The following is a 19,708-nucleotide window of genomic DNA, read 5'->3' as shown; positions in this document are numbered from 1 at the left end:
TCAGACCGACTGCGGCTGGCGGGGGAAGCTGAAGTAGCGGCGCAGCGCCTCCACCAGTTCGAGGAATTCGGCGGGCGGCGCCAGCAGGTGGAAGCCGGAATCGAAATGACCGGGCGTGACGTCCTCGCAGGTCCACCGGCAGTCGGCGGAAAAATCGATGCATTGCGGGCGACCGCCCAGTCCCGGAACCTTCAGGCGCAGTTCGAAACGCGCGCCGACCAGCATCGGCAGTTGGCTGATCAGCAGCAGGCCGTCCTCGGAGACGTTGCCGATGTAGCCCATCGGCTTGTCGGTGATGCGATTGAACACCTTCAGGTAGCTGGGCAACTGATGGCGCTGGATATGTCGTTGAAGACCCATAATGGCATTTCGCTATGATTTGCAGTCCAGTATGACGATGCCGGCGCTCGGGGAACAAGCTCAGCGGCAGCGTTCGGACTCCCGCGAGGCCAGTTCGCGACGAATGGCGTCCAGCTCGGCATCGCTCAGGTAAACCGGCCCGCCGCCGGCGTCCTGCCGATAGAAGCGGCCGCCGCGTTCGAGCTGGGACAACTGTTGCCGCAAGCGCCCGCATTCCTCGGCCAGCGCAGCCTGGCGCTGGCCGGCACGTTCGGCGGCGGCGGTGCGTTCCTCGCGACGAGCATCGAAATACTCCTGGGTGCGCTGCTCGCGCTGGCGGGTCGCGGCGTCACGTTCCACCACCTGCGGCCTGACTTCGACGCGTTGCGCGCCGGCCGGTGGCGTGGCGGAGAAGTGTACCTTGCCCTGGGCATCGGTCCAGCGATAGATGTCCGCCTGTGCCAGCACGGGCATCAGGGCGACACAGAACCACAGGGCACGCATGCGAACCTCCTCCGTGAAATCCAGGACGAAGCTTACCGGATCGACCGGGGTCCCATGCGACCGACGGTCAGCCTGAACGCCCGTCCAGTCTCCCGGCCGCCTACAGGCGGGTCGGCACGGCGCTGGCCGAGGCCGGCGTCTCATTCAGCCGGCCCAGCTGGCGCAAGGTCTCCAGCCGCGCCTTGGCACGGTAGGCATATTCGCTGGTGGGGTAACGGGCGATGATGAAGTGGTAGGTCTGCGCCGCGTCGACGAACAGGCTCTGGCGTTCCAGGCACTGGCCGCGCAGCAGCGAGATTTCCGGCTGCAGGTAGGGCCGCGCGCGAATCCGCCGTTCGGCCCGCGACAGGTCGAGCATCACCTGTGCGCAATCGCCTTTGTCGTAGGCGCGGTAGGCCCCGTTCAGGTCGCTGTTCAGCGACCAGCTGTTACAACCGGTGGCACTCAGCGCCAGGCAGGCAACGATCAAGCTTCGCATAGGCATATCCTCCGTTGGGAACTGTATCGGCGCGTATTGGCGTGACTGAAGGGCCTGACTAGACTGGGATGCCCCTCGCCCTGGCGCCAAGGAGATGCCATGCGCTTCGCCCGCCGTCTCGTCCTGCTCCCGTTGCTGTCGCTGCTGGCCGCCTGCTCGCCGACCACGCCGCTGTTCGTCGCCCAGGTGACCACTGGCGAAGTCGCCGAATACAAGCAGATGAAGAGCAACCGCATGACCGCCGCCATCGAGGAGGAAGGCGACCTGCTGACCTACAGCGCCATGGCGATCCGCGACAACAGGAGCACCGAGGCGGAGAAGCTCTACCTCACCGGCTACGACAATAGCCGCTACAGCGCCGAAGTGCGCGGTATCTCGCTGTACCAGATCGGCCTGATCTACATGAGCCGCTACAACGACCAGCGCGACGACGCCAAGGCCACCGACTACTTCCAGCGCGTGGTCCGCGAGTTCCCCGGCACCCACGCCGCCGAGCATGCCCAGGCGCGCCTGCTGGCGATGCGCCAGCGAGCCAGGGAGCCGGTGCAGAAGAGCGCCCGCGAATTGCTCGCCACCTGGAAGCCACAGCAGAACCTCGACCTCTACAAGACCAGCCTCGACCCGGACATGACCCTGCTGTCGCGCCGCGCGGTGCTCAAGGATCGCGTCGACGAGGCCGCCGAACTCTACCTGCTGGCGGTCAACGATCCGGCGATTCCTGCCGGTATAAAGGAAAAGGCCCTCTACCAGCTCGGCCTGATGTACCTGGCGCCGGACAACCCGCACCCAAACCGCGACAAGGCCATCGAATACCTGCGCCGCCAGTTGCTCGACTATCCTGAAGGCGAATTGTCGAACAAGGCCAGCCGGCACCTCGACCAGGCGCTCAACGTGCAACCGCGCTGATCCCCGCCGGACTGACCCAGATCAAGCGCCCGTCGCGGCGCCTGGTCTGCAATGGCATTCCCGCCCAGTGTCAGGAGCGTTGCCATGAACCTGCATAACCTGCTGGTGGTCGTCGATCCGAGCAGCGACGAACAGCCGGCCCTTACCCGTGCCCAGTGGATCGCCGAACGCAGCGGCGCCAGCGTCGAGTTGCTGCTGTGCGACTTCAACCCGGCGCTGGACGGCGGGCTGTTCTTCGACAGTCACTCGCTGCAGCGTGCCCGCGACCTTTACCTGGACGAACGGGTCACCTGGCTGGAGCAGCTTTCCATGCCGCTGCAGCAGGCCGGCATCCGCACTCAGGTCGAGGCCCAGTGGGGCAAGCCGCTGGACCGTATGGTCCTGCAACGGGTCGGCGAAACCCGGCCCGACCTGGTCCTCAAGAGCACCCGCAAGCACAACCTGCTGCGCCGCCTGCTACTGGGCAACAGCGACTGGCAATTGATCCGCCACTGCCCGCAGCCGCTCTGGCTGGTCCATCACGACGCCTGGCGCGGCCAGCGCCTGTGCGCGGCGCTCGACCCACTGCATGCCAGCGACAAGCCGGCCGCCCTCGATCACCGGCTGATCGCCGCCGCCCGCCAGCTCGAAGCCAGCCTGGGGCTGCGCGCCGACTACCTGCATACCCACGCGGCGATGCCGCGCAGCCTGCTGTTCGACGCGGAAATGCTCGCCGGCTACGAGCGTTTCGTGCTGCAACATGAGGAACGTCACCGCCAGGCCTTCGACGACCTGCTGGCGGCCTACCCGGAGATCGCCGCGGAGCGCCGCCACCTGCTGGCCGGCTATGCCGAGCAGGCGATCCCCGACTTCGTCCGGGCCAACGACATCGACCTGTTGCTGATGGGCGCGGTCGCCCGGGGGCACCTGGACAACGCGCTGATCGGGCAGACCGCCGAACGCGTCCTGGAGGAGGTGGAATGCGACCTGCTGGTGCTCAAACCGACAAATGACATCTGATGCAGATAGTATGACTCCGCAGTCGCCGCCGAGCCTCGCCGGTGGTAGCCTGCACGCCAGCGTTATCCAAGGAGTCCTTTGCATGTCCGTTCGCCGCACCAAAATCGTCGCCACCCTCGGCCCAGCCAGCAATTCCCCGGAAGTGCTGGAGCAACTGATCCTGGCCGGGATCGACGTCGCCCGCCTCAACTTCTCCCACGGCACCCCCGATGAACACCGCGCCCGCGCCAGGCTGGTGCGCGAACTGGCGGCCAAGCACGGCCGCTTCGTCGCCCTGCTCGGCGACCTGCAAGGACCGAAGATCCGCATCGCCAAGTTCGCCAACAAGCGCATCGAATTGCAGGTCGGCGACAAGTTCCGCTTCTCCACCAGCCACGCCCGCGACGCCGGTACCCAGGAAGTGGTCGGCATCGACTACCCGGACCTGGTGAAGGACTGCGGGGTCGGCGATGAACTGCTGCTGGACGACGGCAGGGTGGTGATGGTGGTCGAGGAAGTCGCCGCCGACGAACTGCGCTGCCGGGTGCTGATCGGCGGCCCGCTGTCCGACCACAAGGGCATCAACCGCCGCGGCGGCGGTCTCACCGCGCCGGCGCTGACCGACAAGGACAAGGCCGACATCAAGCTGGCCGCGGACATGGACCTGGACTACGTGGCCGTTTCCTTCCCGCGCGACGCCAAGGACATGGAATACGCCCGCCGCCTGCTCACCGAGGCCGGAGGCAAGGCCTGGCTGGTAGCCAAGATCGAGCGCGCCGAGGCGGTCGCCGACGACGACGCCCTCGACGGCCTGATTCGTGCCAGCGACGCGGTGATGGTGGCCCGTGGCGACCTCGGCGTGGAAATCGGCGATGCCGAGCTGGTCGGCATCCAGAAGAAGATCATCCTGCACGCCCGCCGCAACAATAAAGTGGTGATCACCGCGACCCAGATGATGGAGTCGATGATCCACAGCCCGATGCCGACCCGCGCGGAAGTCTCCGACGTGGCCAACGCCGTGCTCGACTACACCGACGCGGTGATGCTCTCGGCGGAAAGCGCCGCCGGCGAGTACCCGGTGGAAGCGGTGCAAGCCATGGCCCGCGTCTGCCAGGGCGCCGAGAAGCACCCGACCAGCCAGAAATCCAGCCACCGCCTCGGCCAGACTTTCGACCGCTGCGACGAGAGCATCGCCCTGGCGTCGATGTACACGGCCAACCACTTCCCGGGGATCAAGGCGATCATCTGCCTGACCGAAAGCGGCTTCACCCCGCTGATCATGTCGCGCATCCGCTCGTCGGTACCGATCTACGCCTACTCCCCGCACCGCGAGACCCAGGCTCGCGTGGCGATGTTCCGCGGCGTGGAAACCATCCCCTTCGACCCGGCGGCGCTGCCGGCGGAGAAGGTCAGCCAGGCCGCGGTCGACGAGTTGCTCAAGCGCGGCGTGGTGACCAAGGGCGACTGGGTGATCCTGACCAAGGGCGACAGCTACACCGCCCAGGGCGGCACCAACACCATGAAGGTGCTGCACGTCGGCGACCTGCTGGTATAAGCGCACGTCGCGGCGGATAACGCCCGTGGCGTTATCCGCCCTACGGACCGGCGCTCCGCTAACTCAACGTGGTGTAGGGCGAATAACCGCTACGCGGTTATCCGCCGTTTCAGCCGCATCGCGGCGAATAACGCCTGGGGCGTTATCCGCCCTACGGATCGTCGCTCCGCGGGCCCAACAGCGGTGTGCTCAGGCGAACCTGGAGAAATCCGGCTGGCGCCGGTGCATGAAGGCGCTGAGCGCCTCGATCGCCTCGGGCGAGCGCAGTCGGGTACTGAAGATATCGCCTTCCTCGGCGATCACCCGGCGAAGCTCCTCGATAAACGGCGCTTTCATCAGGCGCTTGCTCTCCACTACCGCCGAGGGCGCCAGGTGCAGGAAGCGCCGGGCCGCATCGCGGGCGTGCTCCAGCACCGTGGCGCCATCCTCCAGCGCCGCATTGGCCAGGCCCCAGGCCGCCGCCTGCTCGCCGCTGAAGTCCTGGCCGAGCATCAGCAATTCCGCAGCCTTGGCATGACCGAGCATGCGCGGCAGGATCAGGCTCGAGCCGAACTCCGGTGTCAGGCCGAGGTTGACGAACGGCATCTTCAATCGCGCGTTGCGACCAACGAAGACCAGATCGCAATGCAGCAGCAGGGTGGTGCCGATACCCACCGCCGGTCCGTTCACCGCGGCGATCACCGGCTTGGGGAATTCCAGCAGGGCGCTCATGAAGCGGCCGACCGGGCTGTCGCGCAGGGATGGCGGTTGCTCGAGGAAGTCGAGGATGTCGTTGCCGCTGGTGAAGCAGGCGTCGCCGCCAGTGATCAGCACCACCCGCACAGCCGTATCGGCCTGCGCCTCCAGCAGCGCCTCGGCCATTCGGCTGTACATCGCGCGGGTCAGCGCGTTCTTCTTGTCCTGGCGGTCCAGGCGCAGGGTCAGCAGCCCCGTTTCGCGTTCGACCCGAATCAGCTCGCTCATCGTCACTCCAGGGATGCGGCGCAGGGCCGCGGCAATGGCTGCAAGGCACCGCCACCGGCGCCGCGTCAGGCGTGGGGCAGGAACAGGTCCGCCAGGGTCTGGCTACGCGGTACGCCGGCCAGGTAGAGGTGCCGGGCGAAGCGTTCGACGCTGGCGGGTTGGCCGCAGAGTAAGGCCATGCTGCGCCGCGGAACAAGGCGGAGATCGGCCAAGGCAGAGGGCAACTGCGCCGCCGACACCAGGTTGACGCGCAGTTGCGGATGACGTCCGGCCAACTCCGCCAACTCGCTCGCCAGGTAGTGGTCGCGCGCCAGGTGCAGCAGCTGGATCGGCGCCTGGTGTTCCGCGCGCAAGGCTTCGCGAAGTATCCCCCAGAGCGGCGCCAGCCCGGTGCCGGCGGCCATCAGCAACAGCGGTCGCTCCTGCCAGTCCGGCTCGTAGCGCAACGCCCCGCCGCGCAACTCGCCCAGACGCAGGAGCGCGCCAGGCGCCAGGCGCCGGGCGCGGTCGCAGAACGCGCCGGGAGCGCTACAGTCGATGTGGAACTCCAGCCATGGGTCCTCGTGAGGCAGGCTGGCCAGCGAATAGGGACGCGCCACGCCATCGTCGCTCCACAGCAGCAGGTGCTGCCCGGCGCGATAGCGCAAGGGCCGCTCCGGCTCCAGGCGCAGGCGCAGCACATCGCCCAGCCAGTGGCAGGCGACGACCCTGGCCGGCAGCCCGTCGCGCTCAGGATCGAAAGGCTGCAACACGAGGTCGCCGAGCACCCGGCACTGACAGGCCAGCCGCCAGCCCGCTTCGCGCCGTACCGGATCGAGCGCCTCCGGGAGGGTGTCTTCCACCTCGCCCTGCAGGCAATGCACCAGGCAGGCGTGGCAACTGCCGGCGCGGCAGCTATGGGGCACGGCGATGCCGCCGGCGAGCAGCGCATCCAGCAGGTTGCTGCCGGCGGCGACGGCAAGACGTCGCTCGCCGACCCGTATGTCAGGCACTGGTGACCTCCCAGGTGGCGTCGCAGCGGTTTCGTCCGCCACGCTTGGCACGGTAGAGCGCCTGGTCGGCCCGCTGCAAGGCCTCGTCGAGATCGTCGTCGGCATACAGCAGGGTCATGCCCACCGAAAGGCTCAGGGTATCCACCGTGACCCCGACCGGTTCCGCCTGTTCGAACGCCAGGCGCAGGCGTTCGCAACAGCTTTCCAGCTGTTCCGCGTCGGCGTGGGGCAGCAGCAGGACGAACTCCTCGCCGCCGTAACGGGCCAGGACGTCGCCATCGCGCAGACAGGAACGCGCCACCGCGGCGAAGGTCTGCAGGACCCGATCGCCGGCGGCGTGGCCGTGGCGGTCGTTGATCCGCTTGAAGTGATCGAGGTCGATCAGCGCCAGGCCGTGCTGCCGGTTCGGCAGCAGGTCTTCCAGCGCCCGACTGGCCAGGCGCATGAAATGCCGGCGGTTGAACAGCCCGGTGAGTTCGTCGGTAGCCACCAGGTCTTCCAGTTGGCGCATCATGCCGCGCAGCGTGTCCTGGTGCGCCTGCAAGGCATAGCGGCGCTGGCGCATGCGTTGCCGCATCGCCTGTATGTAGCTGGCGAACAGGCTCAGCCAGACCATTACGATGAACATCACGAGCACCTGCAATGCAGCCCGGCCCGGCAGCTCGAGACGCTGCTGCAAGGCCTCTACCAGGTAGATGCCGGAAAAAGCGATGAACGCCAGCGCCGCACAGCGGGCGAAGACCCGCGGCGGCAGTTGGAACACGCCGAACAGCAGGGCCAGCACGTAGAACACCATGAAGGTGCCGCGCAGGCTGTCGACGTGATAGAGGAAATAGGTCAGCCAGGCGATCGCCACCAGCACCTGCGGCTCGGTCAGGCTGGGATCGGCGTAACGCAGGTTGCGACCGCTGGCGAACAGCCAGAGGAAGGCCAGTTGGCAAGCCACCACCAGGGTGGTGCTGGCCGCCGCGGTGGTCGGCGCTGCGCGGTAGAAGCCGCTGAGTAGCGCCAGCCAGAGCAGGACCAGGCCGAGCAGGTAAGTGCCTGCGGCCATGCCGAACCGGCGGAGCAAGAGCTTTTGCAGCGCACGCTGTTTCAGAGGAGGCTTGTCTGTGCGCATGGGCTCCGTCCCGTAATGGCACCTGGCCGCAATGTACCCTGCCCCCTGCGGGTTGCCTAGTCGAACGAACTGCCAGCTAGCGGACCGCGGATTTATCGGCCGACCAGCCGTGGCCGACCAAGGTCTGATCGTCGGCGCGTGCGCCCGTCTCGCCGGAACGGCTATACTGTCGCGCCTTTTTTGCGCCGGTGCCTGACCGGCGCGCTCCTCGGCTGCGGCCGGCTCCGTGACCCTGCCCCGCATTCGAATTACCCGCCTGAAGAGGACCGTGCTCCATGGCCGTGATCAAGCAAGACGACCTGATCCAGAGCGTCGCCGATGCCCTGCAGTTCATCTCCTACTACCACCCGGTCGATTTCATCCAGGCCATGCATGAGGCCTACCTGCGCGAAGAATCGCCGGCTGCCCGCGACTCCATGGCGCAGATCCTGATCAACTCGCGCATGTGCGCCACCGGCCACCGCCCGATCTGCCAGGACACCGGGATCGTCACCGTGTTCGTCCGGGTCGGCATGGACGTGCGCTGGGACGGCGCTACCATGAGCGTCGACGATATGATCAACGAAGGCGTGCGCCGCGCCTACAACCTGCCGGAGAACGTCCTGCGCGCCTCGATCCTGGCCGACCCGGCCGGCGCGCGGAAGAACACCAAGGACAACACGCCGGCGGTGATCCACTACTCCATCGTTCCCGGCGACAAGGTCGAAGTCGATGTCGCGGCCAAGGGCGGCGGCTCGGAGAACAAGTCGAAGATGGCCATGCTCAACCCGTCCGACTCGATCGTCGACTGGGTGCTGAAGACTGTACCGACCATGGGCGCCGGCTGGTGCCCGCCGGGCATGCTCGGCATCGGCATCGGCGGCACCGCGGAGAAAGCAGCGGTGATGGCGAAGGAAGTCCTCATGGACCCGATCGACATCCACGAACTGAAGGCCCGCGGCCCGCAGAACCGCATCGAGGAACTGCGCCTGGAGCTGTTCGAGAAGGTCAACCAGCTGGGCATCGGTGCCCAGGGCCTGGGCGGCCTGACCACCGTGCTCGACGTCAAGATCATGGACTACCCGACCCACGCCGCCTCGCTGCCGGTGTGCATGATCCCCAACTGCGCCGCGACCCGCCACGCCCACTTCGTGCTCGACGGCTCCGGCCCCGCCGAACTGGAAGCGCCGTCGCTCGACGCCTACCCGGAGATCGTCTGGGAAGCCGGCCCGTCCGCGCGCCGCGTCGACCTGGACAAGATCACCCCGGAAGAGGTGCAAAGCTGGAAACCGGGCGAGACCCTGCTGCTCAACGGCAAGATGCTCACCGGCCGCGACGCCGCGCACAAGCGCATGGTCGACATGCTGAACAAGGGCGAAACGCTGCCGGTGGACCTGAAAGGCCGCTTCATCTATTACGTCGGCCCGGTCGATCCGGTCGGCGACGAGGTGGTCGGCCCGGCCGGTCCCACCACCGCCACCCGGATGGACAAGTTCACCCGCCAGATCCTCGAACAGACCGGCCTGCTGGGCATGATCGGCAAGTCCGAGCGCGGTCCCATCGCCATCGAGGCGATCAAGGACAACAAGGCGGTATACCTGATGGCCGTCGGCGGCGCCGCCTACCTGGTCGCCCAGGCGATCAAGAAGTCCAAGGTGCTGGCCTTCGCCGAACTGGGCATGGAAGCGATCTACGAGTTCGAGGTGAAGGACATGCCGGTCACCGTCGCGGTCGATACCAACGGCGAGTCGGTGCACATCACCGGCCCGGCGGTCTGGCAGAAGAAGATCGCCGAAAGCCTGGCGGTCGAGGTCAAGTAAGCCTGCTCCATCCCTGGAAAAGCCCGGCCCCGCGCCGGGCTTTTTCGTACGGCCACTGGCCGGAGCCTGGACTGGCAGCGCCGCAGGCGCCTTGGTTCAGCCGAACCAGAAATACAGCAAGGTCAGGTTCGCCGCCGAGATCAGGCCGAACAACGACCAGGCCAGCGCGCTGACCCAGCGCGGGTTGACGAACTCCCCCATCAGGTTCCGGTCGCTGCTGAAGCGAATCAGCGGCCACAGGGCGAACGGCAATTGCAGGCTGAGCACCACCTGGCTGAGCACCAGCAGCTTGCCTACCGCGCCTTCGCCCAGCCAGAGCACGCCGATCAAGGCCGGCACCAGGGCCAGGCCGCGGGTGATCAGGCGCCGCTGCCAGCAGGGAATCTTCGCCCGGAGGAAACCCTCCATCACCACCTGCCCGGCAATGGTGCCGGTGAAGGTCGAGCTTTGCCCCGCCGCCAGCAGGGCGAAGCCGAACAGGAAGCTGGCCAGGGCGCCGCCCACCAGCGGGTCGAGCAGGTGGTAGGCGTCCTGGATCTCCACCACCTCGGTATGGCCGCTGCCGTGGAAAGCCGCGGCGGCGAGGATCAGGATCGCCGCATTGACCAGCAGCGCCAGGGACAGCGAGCCGATGGTGTCGAGCCGGGAAAAGCGGATCGCCGAGCGTTTGCTCGCCGCGTCGTCGCCGCTGACCCGGGTCTGCACCACGGACGAATGCAGGTAGAGGTTGTGCGGCATCACCGTCGCGCCGAGGATGCCGATCGCCAGGTACAGCGGCTCCTGGCTGCTCAGGGTGTCCCAGGATGGCCGCAGGCCGGCGGCGACATCCGGCCAGTAGGGGCCGATCAGCACCAGTTCGACGAAGAAACACGCGCCGATGGTCGCGATCAGCCCCAGCACTATGGCCTCCAGGCGGCGGAAGTTGGCGCCCTGCAGGGCCAGCACGATCAGGGTATCGAAGGCGGTGAGGACCACCCCGGTGGTAATCGAGACGCCCAGCAGCAGGTGGAAGGCCAGCGCCGCGCCGAGCACCTCGGCAAGGTCGGTGGCGACGATCGACAGTTCCGCCAGCAGCCATTGGCCACGCGCCACGCCAGGGCGATAGCGCTCCCGGGAGAGCTGCGCGAGGTCGCGGCCGGTGGCGATCCCCAGGCGCGAACAGAGGCTTTGCAGGAGCATCCCGGAAAAGCTCGCCAGCACCACCACGAACAGCAGCGCGTAGCCGAAGCGCGAGCCCGCCTCGATGGCGGTGGCCCAGTTGCCGGGGTCCATGTAGCCGACCGAGACCAGCAGGCCGGGGCCGACGAACAGCGCCAGCTTGCGCAGCGGCGAGGCGTCGGCCGGCACCGCCACGCTGTGGCTGACCGCCGAGGGACAGAACGGCGCGGTGGCCGTGGTGGGCAGGGAGTATTTCACGAGGCGACGCCGGATCGGGGAGGAAGTGCGACCAGCCTAAACGTTTCACCCCGGTCGCGTCTTCCCTCCCCTCAGGCCTGGGCGCGCTGGCCGACCAGGCTCAGCTCGGCGACCTTCTCGCGCCGCTGCGCCAGGTAGCGGGTGCAACTGACACGCAGGAAGGAGGCGAAGTTGAGCACCTCGCCGCGATAGTCCATCACTTCCTCGTAGAGCTTGGTGATCAACTGGTTGGTGCTCAGGCCCTCGCCTTCGGCGATTTCCCGGAGGATGTCCCAGAACTGGTTCTCCAGGCGCAGGGTGGTCACCACCCCGCGGATGCGCAAGGAACGCGAGCGCGATTCATAGAGGATCGGGTCGGCTTTCACATAGAGTTCGCACATGCGCGGGGGTCTCCTGGGTCTCAGTGGCTGATACGGGTGCCGAGCACCTCAAGGAAGCGCGCCAGCCACGCCGGATGCGCCGGCCAGGCCGGCGCGGTGACCAGGTGGCCGTCGATGTGGGCCTGGTCCGACGGAATGTCGACGTACTCGCCGCCGGCCAGCCGCACCTCCGGGGCGCAGGCCGGATAGGCGCTGCACGCCCGCCCTTGCAGGACGCCGGCGGCGGCCAGCAGCTGGGCGCCATGGCAGACCGCGGCGATCGGCTTGCGCGCGGCGTCGAAGTCACGCACCAGAGCCAGCACCTGCTCGTTCAGGCGCAGGTATTCGGGGGCGCGGCCGCCGGGGATCAGGAGGGCATCGTAATCCTCGGCGCGGGCCTGGGCAAAGTCGGCATTGAGGGTGAAGTTGTGGCCCGGCTTCTCACTGTAGGTCTGGTCGCCTTCGAAATCGTGGATGGCGGTGCGCACGCTTTGCCCGGCCCGCTTGTCCGGACACACCGCATGCACCTGGTGGCCCACCATCTGCAGGGCCTGGAACGGGACCATGGTTTCGTAGTCTTCGGCATAGTCGCCGACCAGCATCAGGATCTTCTTCGCAGCCATCACGCGCACTCCTTCGGGCAGGGCCCGGTCATACCGGGGATGCACCTAAGGTAGCCAATCCGCAGGGGGACGCGGGTAATAGACGGTTACTACACGCGTGCCGGGTTCAGATGCCGATCTTGTCCAGGGCCCGCCCGACGCCTTCCCAGAACGAGCGCTGCACGCGTTTCCGGTAGCCGCTGGCGGCGAACTGCATGGGTTCCTGGACCTGGTGGGTAGCGCCGATTTCCGCAGCGCCGAGATCGGCCGCCACCAATTGCAGCGGGCCATCGCCCTCACCCGCCGGGTGCTCGCTCTTCGGTGGCGGGTTGAGTTCGTCGTAGCGCAGGTAGTAGACCGAGCCGGCCCTGGCCTCGAGCATGAAGCTGGCGATGCGGGTGAAATCCATCGGACCGTCGGCGAACAGGGTCCAGAAGCTGCCCGCCAGCGGCCGGCGCATTTCCAGCTTGTAGCTGCCGGTCTCGAACTCGAACGCCAGGTAGCCGTTGCTCGGCAGGCTGCCGATCAATTCGTTGTTGAGGAAGATCCCCGGCGCCTCGAGTTCCTCGTCCGCCCACTGGCTCCGCGGACGGTAGAGGTAGACGGTGGCGTGGCTGGCATCGGCGCTCGGATGGGCGACGAAGGCCGGTCCGTCCACCGCACCGAAGAACGCGCCGGGCGTGCTGCAGCCGACCAGGCTCGCGACGATCGACAGGGCCAGCGACAGGCTGCGCAGCATGCTCCATCCCTCTTCTTATGGTTATCCGCGCAGCATAACCAGCCGGGTCGGGCCTGCCACCCGTCGAAAGTCCGGTTCGCCGGGAGAACGGCCTCAGGCCGGGCGCGGCACCTTGGCCAGCGCCGGCGTCGGCATCAGCCGGCGCACCAGCCACTTGCGCACCGGCACCACGCCGCGCTCCTGGAACAGTACGCAGAACGCCACTAGCAGGACCAGGAACAGCGGGTAGTAGAGCAGCGACGATGGCAGCGCGGCCGCCGCCTCGGTGCAGGCGCGCCAGTCGTCGAGACAACGCCCCGGCACGGCGATAAGGCGCTCGCTACGGGAGAACAGGGTGAACATCGGCACATGCAGGGCGAACAGCGACAGCGAGGCGGCCCCCAGGCGCGGCGACCAGTGGCGGACGAAAGCGCTCTTCGGGTCGGCGGGCAGCGCGCAAAGGCACACCAGCAGCAACTGGGCCGGCAGCAGCAGGCCGTTGTGCAGCAGGAAGTACCAATGCTTGGCGCCCTGGGTGAACAGGTAGTCGGCCACCAGGAAGGCCGCCACCACCAGCGCCACCAGCGCGGCCAGCAGGCCACGTCCCGGCACCATGCCGCGGTCGCGGTAGCCGCGGAACAACCCGTAGGCCAGGATGCCGCCAAGGAATTCCGGCAGGCGCAGCAACGGATTGCGATGCAGCAGGCCGGTCCAGGGGATCCCGTAGCTCTCGCTGGCCACCACCAGCACCGGCGGGATCAGGTAGACCAGCCAGACCAGCGCCAGCACCTTCCACTTGTGCCGGCTGCGCATCAGCCGCGGGGCGACGAAGGGAAACGCCAGGTAGAAGAACATCAGCGTCGACAGCGACCACAACGGCGCGTTGAAGGTCAGGTAATAGGGATTCCAGGCCTGCAGCAGGAGGATCTGCAGGATGCTGTTGACGAACAGTTCGGTGTTGCTCATCCAGTGCAGGAAGAGTTCCGGGTGGGTGCGGCCGAGCACTTCGTTGGTGTCGTAGATGACGAAGCGCGGGGTGGCCTTGTCCAGCTCGGGACCGATTCCCAGGTGGCTGAGGGCCAGCAACACCAGGATCGACAGCAGCAGGGAGAACAGGTGCAGCGGATAGAGATTGGACAATCGCTTGGTCCAGAAGCTGCGGGCGCTTTCGCGCAACCGGCCGCTGCGTGCGTAGACATGGGCCAGGAGGAAGCCGGAAAGCACGAAGAAGGTACTGGTGGCGAAGAACCCCAGGCTGGTCAGTTCGTCGAGACCTGGAAACTTCTGCTCTTTCGGATAGGTATGCAGGGTGTGGTACACCACCACGTACAGGCCGAGCAGGAAGCGCAACCATTCCAGTCCGATGAAACGTTCCTTGGAGTCGGGCGTTGCCACGCATCTCTCCTTTGTCATTGTAATGGGCGGTCCGGGGTAGACCCGCAAGCTCCCCGGCAAGTTTCACCGGGCCGGCCAGCGGCTACGAACGGCCGCTCCCTAGCGCCGGCGGTCGAGGAAATTCACCACTACCCGGTCCAGCCAACCCCACAGGCGCTGGTGCAGGCGCATCCACAGGGGTCGCGCGCGCCACATCGCCAGGGTCACCTCGCGGCTGTCGGCGAAGTCCGCCAGCAGGCTCGCCGCCGCCTCATTGGTGAAGTCCGGGTCGAGGGCCTCGAGATTGGCGTCGAGGTTGAAGCGTAGATTCCAATGATCGAAGTTGCAGGAGCCGACGCTCACCCAATCGTCGACCATGACCATCTTCAGGTGCAGGAAGCGCGGCTGGTATTCGTGGATGCGCACGCCGGCGCGCAGCAGGCGCGGGTAGTAGCGCTGCCCGGCATAGCGCACCGGGGCGTGGTCGGTGAGCCGCCCGGCCAGCAGCAGGCGCACCTCCACGCCGCGCTGGGCGGCCTTGCGCAGGGCCCGGCGAACCTTCCAGGTCGGCAGGAAGTACGGCGTCGCCAGCCAGATCCGTCGGCGCGAGCCGTTCAGCGCGCGGACCAGCGATTGCAGGATGTCGCGGTGCTGGCGGGCGTCGGCGTAGGCCACCCGGCCCAACCCACGGGCCGCCCCCGGCTGCGGCGGAAGGCGGGTAAGGGTCATGCTCTCACGGGGCTTCCAGGCTTTCTCTTCGAGACAGGCCAGCCATTGCCGCTCGAACAGCGCGGCCCAGTCCGCCACCACCGGGCCGTCCATCTCGACCATCACCTCGCGCCAGGCGCTGACGTCGCTGACCGGTTCCCAGAATTCGTCGGTGATCCCGGCGCCGCCGACATAGCCGAGGCGCCCGTCCACCAGCAGCAGCTTGCGATGGTCGCGGTAGAGATTGCCGCCAGTCAGCTTCCAGCGCAGCGGGTTGTACAGCCGCAGTTCGCCGCCGGCCTCGCGCAGGCGCTGGATCCAGGCGCTGCCCAGGCCGAGGCAGCCGAAGCCGTCGAACAGGCAGCGCACGGCGACGCCCCGGCGGCGGGCATCCAGCAGGGCGACGAGAAACAGTTCGGCGCAATGCCCGTCTTCCACCAGGTACAGCTCCAGCTCGATGCTCCGCTGCGCCGCCTCGATGGCCAGCAGCATGCGCGGGAAGAACCGCACGCCGTCATTGAGCAGGGCGAAGCGGTTGTCGCTGCGCCAGGGAAAGACCGGGCCGCTCACCGCGAAGTGAAGATCAGCACGGCGCCGACCGGCACCGAGAGCCCGATGCTGCCGGCGCCGGCCAGCTTGCGCAGGGTCTCGATGCCGGGGGCGAGGTCGAAGTCGGCGGCGTCCAGCACCAGCGGCGACAGGGTCACCACCTGGAAGCGATGCTCGTCCAGGCGGGTCACCAACAGGTCGCTGGCGTAGCTCTTGCGCTTGCCATGCAGGCTGACGGTCACCGGCTGGCGCATTTCCAGTTGCACGCCGTCGGCCAGCTCGACGATCGGCGCCAGGTCGAGCTGGGCGGTGATCTCCGCCTCGGCGAAGCGCTTGGTCTCGAACAGATGCTCGCGGATGCGTTCGTCGCGCAGCGGGATGTCGGTGCTCACCGAGTCCAGCTCGACGCGCAGGCGCGCCTGGCCCTTGTCGTCGACCTTGCCGTGCATGACCAGGAAGCGGCCGACTTCCGAAAGGGTAGCGTTCTTGGTGGAGATGAAACTGAGTCGCGACGACTCGTAGTCCAGGTACCAGGCGGCCTGGACCGGCAAGGCCAGGAGGGCCAGGCCGAGGCAGATCAACTTGTGCATGCGGGCTCCCTTTGCGTCCGGCGCCACCTTAAACCGGCCGCCTGGGAGCAGGCAAACTCCCGCGTCAGTCGAGCGCGTGCTGCAACTGACTGACGGTATCGGCCAGGGTTCCCAGGTGCCGGCGGCGCACCCGTTCGACGCAATCCTGGTCGCGCGGCCAGTGCAGCGCCACGCTGCCGAGCAGGCGACCCTGGGCGCGTACCGGCAAGGCCACCGCGCGGATCAGGAACGGCAGGCGCACCGGATACTCCCAGTGTCCCTCGGTACGCTCGCCGTAGCCCTGGCCGTGGGCCTGCTCGCGGGTGCGCAACCAGAGGTCCTCGTCTACCTGGTGCTGGCGCGCCAGGCGGCGCACCTCGCTGTCTGCCAGTTCGCCCAGGCAGGCCTTGCCCATGGCAGAATGGAACAGGCTGGCGTGCTGGCCGACCACCAGCCGGTTGGCCGGGTAGCGCTTGCGCAGGACGCCGGGCACCGAGCTTTCCGCCACCAGCAGGCGGTCGCCGTCGAGAATCGACAAATCGGCGACCAGCCCGGTGCGCTCGCTCAACTCCACCAGCAGCGGCGCGGAACGCTCCACCACCTGGCAGCGGAAGCGCTCGGCGGCGTCACCGTAGAGGCGGGTGGAACGCAGCCGGTAGCGCCGGTCGGTCAAGCCGCGGTACAGCCAGCCCTGCTCCAGCAGGGTATGCAGCAGCCGCGACACCGTGGCCTTGGGCAGCTCAGTCAGGTAATGCAGTTCCTCGAGCCCCAGCGCCTGGTGCTGGCCCAGCAGATCGAGGATCGCCAGCGCGCGCTCCACCGAACGCACGGTTCCCGCCTCTTCTCTTTCCGGCATGACGACACCTCCACCGTCGACAGACCGTTATGGCAAAGCAAGATGCAGGCCCAGGTCATGTAGGAAGAATCTGCGAATACGGCAGCATTGCTCCGCGGCCTAGTCGATTCCCCCTGGAGCCTCGAGCATCGCCGGCGGACGGCGGCTGACCCAACGGGTCAGGCCCTCGTGGGCATGGGCCAGTTGCAGCACCGCCAGGTCGGCCTGCGCCGGGCCGATGATCTGCAATCCCATCGGCAGGCCCGCCGCGCCGAAGCCGATAGGTACGCTGATCGCCGGCAAACCGGCCAGGGTCGGGCCGATCACCACCTCCATCCAGCGGTGATAGGTGTCCATCGGCCGCCCGGCGACCTGCCGCGGCCACGCCGTTTCTGCATCGAAAGGAAACACCTGGGCGCTGGGCAGCAAGAGGAAATCGTAACGTTCGAACAGACGCGCCAGCGCCCGATACCAGTCGCTGCGATCCAGCGAGGCGCGATAGACCTCGGCGGCGCCGAGGCCGAGCCCGGACTCCACTTCCCACTGCGCCTCCGGCTTGAGTCGGACGCGCCGTGCGGGATCGGCGTAAAGCTCGCCAAGCGAGCCCTGCACCAGCCACTGGCGATGGACCAGCCAGGTGCGCCACAGGCGCTCCAGGGGATAGTCCGGCAGGCACGCCTCGACGTCGCAGCCCAGCTCGGCGAAATCGCCCAGCGCGGCTTCGCAAAGCTCCAGCACGCCCTCCTCCATCGGCAGGTAGCCGGCGTAGTCGCCGAGCCAGCCGAGCCGGGCTCCGCGGAAGTCGCGCCCGAGGTCGTCGGCGAACCTGCGCGGATCGTCGCGCAACGACAGCGGACAGCGCGGATCGTAGCCGGCCTGGGTGGCCAGCAGCCGGGCCAGGTCGGCCACGCTGCGCCCCATCGGGCCTTCGGTGGCCAGTTGCTGAACGAACAGTTCCGCTTGCGGGCCGTGCGGCACCCGTCCCTGGGACGGGCGGAAGCCGTAGACGTTGTTGTAGGCGGCGGGGTTGCGCAGCGAACCCATCATGTCGCTGCCGTCGGCCACCGGCAGCATGCGCAGCGCCAGCGCCACCGCCGCCCCACCGCTGCTGCCGCCGGCGATCCGCGCCGGATCGTAGGCATTGCGGGTGGTGCCGAACAGCGGGTTGTAGGTCTGCGAGCCGAGCCCGAACTCCGGTACGTTGGTCTTGCCGATGACGATCGCACCGCTGCTCTTCACCCGCTCGACGACGATTGCGTCGTGCTCCGGCACCTGCCCGGCGAACAGCGGCGAACCCAGGGTGGTAGGAATGCCGGAGGTGGCGGCGAGGTCCTTGATCGCCTGCGGCATGCCGTGCATCCAGCCCAGCCATTCGCCGCGCGCCAGTTGCCGGTCGCGCTCGTCGGCCTGGGCGAGCAGACGGCTTTCCGCCTGCAGCGAGACGATGGCGTTGACCCGCGGGTTGAACCGTTCGATCTGCGCCAGGTAGGCCTGCATGACCTCGCGGCAGGATAGTTCGCGTCGGCGGATCGCCGCGGACAGCGGCAGCGCGTCAAGCGCGACGATTTCCTCGTGGCCGTCGCTTCGATGGCGGGTGGCGCTCATTCACAGACTCCTTGCCGGCTTGCCCAGGGCCGGTTCACGGGGGCGCGGGGCGGGCGTCGCGCCCTCCCGCAGATAGAGGGTGGCGAGCAGCCCGAGGAAGGCCGCGCCGAGCACGTAGAACGCCGGCGCCACTGGCGAGCCGCCGACCTCGGTGAGCCAGGTGACGATGAACGGAGCGAAACCGCCGAACAGCATCACCGCCAGGTTATACGCCACCGCCAGGCCGGTGGAACGCACCCGCACCGGAAACTGCTCGGCCACCGCGGTCGGCGCCGGGCCGAAGAAGCCGCCGATCGCCGTGCACAGCAACAGTTGCATCAGCAGCAGGCGCCCCAGGCTCGGCGCCGCGGCGACCCAAGCGAACAGCGGATAGACCATGAACATGAAGGCCAGGGTCGCGACCAACAGCACCGGGCGCCGCCCGACCCGGTCGGAGAGTCCCCCAGCCAACGGGATTACCAGGGTCATCAGCGCCACCGCAGCCATCTGCACCATGAACACCTCGTCCAGCGGCAGGCCCAACTGCTTGTGGGCGAAGGTCGGCATATTCACCAGCACCACGTAGAAGGACACCGTGCCGATCACCGTCAGGCCCATGCTCACCAGCACGCTGCGCCGGTATTCGCGCAGCACGCCGAGCAGCCCCTGGCGCTCGCCGGGCTCCCGGATGGCTTCGAGGAAGGCCTCGGTCTCGCCCATGTAGCGGCGGATCCACAATCCCACCGGACCGATCAGCAGACCGAACAGGAACGGCACCCGCCAGCCCCAGCTCTCCAGGGCCTCGGCGTCCAGGCAATGGGTGACCAGCGCGCCCATCCCCGCACCGGCGAACACCGCCAGGCACTGGCCGAACAATTGCCAGGAACCGTAGAGACCGCGCCGGTGCGGTGGCGCGCTTTCCACCAGGAAAGCCGTGGCGCTGGCGTACTCGCCGCCGGTGGCGAAACCCTGCAGCATTCGCGCGATCACGATCAGCAACGGTGCGCCGACGCCGATCGCCGCGTAGGTCGGGGCGAAGGCGATCATCGCGATGGACAGCGTCATCAGCAGGATGATCAGTTGCATCGCCGCCTTGCGTCCCCTGCGGTCGGCATACAGGCCGAGCAGGACCCCACCGACCGGACGCATGAAGAAACCGACACCGAAGGTGGCCAGGGCCATCAACAGCGAGGTGTACTCGTCGCCGGAAGGGAAGAACAGCCTGGCGATCAGGCTGGAAAGGAAGCCGTAGACGATGAAGTCGTACCACTCCAGGGCGTTGCCGATCACGGCAGCCGCCACCTGGCGGGTACGCGAGGTACCGCTCGGGCAAGCGTGCATGGGAATCTCCTGGTAACCG

20 protein-coding genes are annotated in these 19,708 nt (G+C 67.6%); 4 read left to right on the top strand and 16 right to left on the bottom strand.

The features are described from left to right. The 3 genes from HMPREF2581_RS21850 to HMPREF2581_RS21840 all read right to left on the bottom strand — a co-directional run bounded on the left by HMPREF2581_RS21850 (nucleotide 1) and on the right by HMPREF2581_RS21840 (nucleotide 1,327). Entirely contained in the window at nucleotides 1-360 is a 360-nt protein-coding gene (locus HMPREF2581_RS21850) for a PilZ domain-containing protein (protein WP_003093898.1), read from the bottom strand. A gap of 60 nt (nucleotides 361-420) precedes the next feature. Beyond that, nucleotides 421-843, bottom strand: coding sequence for a DUF4124 domain-containing protein (locus HMPREF2581_RS21845; protein ID WP_003093901.1), 423 nt, complete (start codon nucleotides 841-843; stop codon nucleotides 421-423). Nucleotides 844-943: 100 nt separating this feature from the next. Next, the gene (locus tag HMPREF2581_RS21840; RefSeq protein ID WP_003141224.1) at nucleotides 944-1,327 is read right to left on the bottom strand and encodes a tetratricopeptide repeat protein; all 384 of its coding nucleotides are present in this window, start codon (nucleotides 1,325-1,327) and stop codon (nucleotides 944-946) included. A gap of 93 nt (nucleotides 1,328-1,420) precedes the next feature. On the opposite strand from HMPREF2581_RS21840, the gene HMPREF2581_RS21835 reads away from it, so the two are divergent. The 3 genes from HMPREF2581_RS21835 to pyk all read left to right on the top strand — a co-directional run bounded on the left by HMPREF2581_RS21835 (nucleotide 1,421) and on the right by pyk (nucleotide 4,760). Then, nucleotides 1,421-2,227, top strand: a complete 807-nt coding sequence (locus tag HMPREF2581_RS21835; protein ID WP_003141225.1) for a tol-pal system YbgF family protein — start codon at nucleotides 1,421-1,423, stop codon at nucleotides 2,225-2,227. 84 nt (nucleotides 2,228-2,311) lie between these two features. Further along, nucleotides 2,312-3,226, top strand: a complete 915-nt coding sequence (locus tag HMPREF2581_RS21830; protein WP_003093926.1) for a universal stress protein — start codon at nucleotides 2,312-2,314, stop codon at nucleotides 3,224-3,226. 82 nt (nucleotides 3,227-3,308) lie between these two features. Then, nucleotides 3,309-4,760, top strand: a complete 1,452-nt coding sequence (gene pyk, locus HMPREF2581_RS21825) for a pyruvate kinase (protein WP_003141226.1) — start codon at nucleotides 3,309-3,311, stop codon at nucleotides 4,758-4,760. 189 nt (nucleotides 4,761-4,949) lie between these two features. On the opposite strand, the gene HMPREF2581_RS21820 is transcribed toward pyk, so the two are convergent. From HMPREF2581_RS21820 to HMPREF2581_RS21810, 3 genes are all read right to left on the bottom strand, one after another. Next, the gene (locus HMPREF2581_RS21820) at nucleotides 4,950-5,723 is read right to left on the bottom strand and encodes an enoyl-CoA hydratase (RefSeq protein WP_003093932.1); all 774 of its coding nucleotides are present in this window, start codon (nucleotides 5,721-5,723) and stop codon (nucleotides 4,950-4,952) included. Between the two features lie 65 nt (nucleotides 5,724-5,788). Next, a complete protein-coding gene (locus HMPREF2581_RS21815) occupies nucleotides 5,789-6,715 on the bottom strand; it encodes an iron-sulfur-binding ferredoxin reductase (RefSeq protein WP_003093934.1) in 927 nt (308 codons plus the stop codon). Further along, entirely contained in the window at nucleotides 6,708-7,835 is a 1,128-nt protein-coding gene (locus HMPREF2581_RS21810) for a GGDEF domain-containing protein (RefSeq protein WP_003093937.1), read from the bottom strand. The genes HMPREF2581_RS21815 and HMPREF2581_RS21810 overlap by 8 nt, the downstream gene beginning before the upstream one ends. A 275-nt stretch (nucleotides 7,836-8,110) precedes the next feature. Here HMPREF2581_RS21810 and HMPREF2581_RS21805 point away from each other — a divergent pair, with 275 nt between their 5' ends. Further along, nucleotides 8,111-9,634, top strand: a complete 1,524-nt coding sequence (locus HMPREF2581_RS21805) for a fumarate hydratase (RefSeq protein WP_003093938.1) — start codon at nucleotides 8,111-8,113, stop codon at nucleotides 9,632-9,634. Nucleotides 9,635-9,730: 96 nt separating this feature from the next. On the opposite strand, the gene HMPREF2581_RS21800 is transcribed toward HMPREF2581_RS21805, so the two are convergent. The 10 genes from HMPREF2581_RS21800 to HMPREF2581_RS21755 all read right to left on the bottom strand — a co-directional run bounded on the left by HMPREF2581_RS21800 (nucleotide 9,731) and on the right by HMPREF2581_RS21755 (nucleotide 19,689). After that, nucleotides 9,731-11,038: an Nramp family divalent metal transporter gene (locus tag HMPREF2581_RS21800; RefSeq protein WP_073651059.1), complete on the bottom strand. Its 1,308-nt coding sequence runs from the start codon at nucleotides 11,036-11,038 to the stop codon at nucleotides 9,731-9,733. Nucleotides 11,039-11,121: 83 nt separating this feature from the next. Then, a complete protein-coding gene (locus HMPREF2581_RS21795; protein ID WP_003093942.1) occupies nucleotides 11,122-11,430 on the bottom strand; it encodes a ribbon-helix-helix domain-containing protein in 309 nt (102 codons plus the stop codon). Between the two features lie 20 nt (nucleotides 11,431-11,450). Next, nucleotides 11,451-12,035 (bottom strand): DJ-1/PfpI family protein, encoded by a 585-nt coding sequence (locus tag HMPREF2581_RS21790; protein ID WP_003141230.1) that lies wholly within the window; start codon nucleotides 12,033-12,035, stop codon nucleotides 11,451-11,453. Between the two features lie 103 nt (nucleotides 12,036-12,138). Then, a complete protein-coding gene (locus HMPREF2581_RS21785; RefSeq protein ID WP_003101143.1) occupies nucleotides 12,139-12,750 on the bottom strand; it encodes a DUF2846 domain-containing protein in 612 nt (203 codons plus the stop codon). Nucleotides 12,751-12,843: 93 nt separating this feature from the next. After that, nucleotides 12,844-14,124, bottom strand: a complete 1,281-nt coding sequence (locus HMPREF2581_RS21780; RefSeq protein ID WP_003141232.1) for an acyltransferase family protein — start codon at nucleotides 14,122-14,124, stop codon at nucleotides 12,844-12,846. Between the two features lie 99 nt (nucleotides 14,125-14,223). Further along, the gene (locus HMPREF2581_RS21775) at nucleotides 14,224-15,303 is read right to left on the bottom strand and encodes a phospholipase D-like domain-containing protein (protein WP_003141234.1); all 1,080 of its coding nucleotides are present in this window, start codon (nucleotides 15,301-15,303) and stop codon (nucleotides 14,224-14,226) included. A 74-nt stretch (nucleotides 15,304-15,377) separates the two neighbouring features. After that, complete coding sequence (locus HMPREF2581_RS21770) at nucleotides 15,378-15,950, bottom strand: YceI family protein (protein WP_003093949.1); 573 nt, start codon at nucleotides 15,948-15,950, stop codon at nucleotides 15,378-15,380. Between the two features lie 64 nt (nucleotides 15,951-16,014). Next, nucleotides 16,015-16,785, bottom strand: a complete 771-nt coding sequence (locus HMPREF2581_RS21765) for an IclR family transcriptional regulator (RefSeq protein ID WP_003093951.1) — start codon at nucleotides 16,783-16,785, stop codon at nucleotides 16,015-16,017. A gap of 99 nt (nucleotides 16,786-16,884) precedes the next feature. Next, nucleotides 16,885-18,369 (bottom strand): amidase, encoded by a 1,485-nt coding sequence (locus tag HMPREF2581_RS21760; RefSeq protein WP_003093953.1) that lies wholly within the window; start codon nucleotides 18,367-18,369, stop codon nucleotides 16,885-16,887. After that, nucleotides 18,370-19,689: a citrate-proton symporter gene (locus HMPREF2581_RS21755; protein ID WP_003141238.1), complete on the bottom strand. Its 1,320-nt coding sequence runs from the start codon at nucleotides 19,687-19,689 to the stop codon at nucleotides 18,370-18,372. It lies immediately after the preceding gene. Nucleotides 19,690-19,708 lie beyond the last annotated feature (19 nt).

The organism is Pseudomonas sp. HMSC057H01, assembly GCF_001836405.1.
GTDB lineage: Bacteria > Pseudomonadota > Gammaproteobacteria > Pseudomonadales > Pseudomonadaceae > Pseudomonas > Pseudomonas aeruginosa.
Note: the sequence above shows the minus strand (reverse complement) of the source record. Positions and strands in the feature narration are given on the sequence as shown.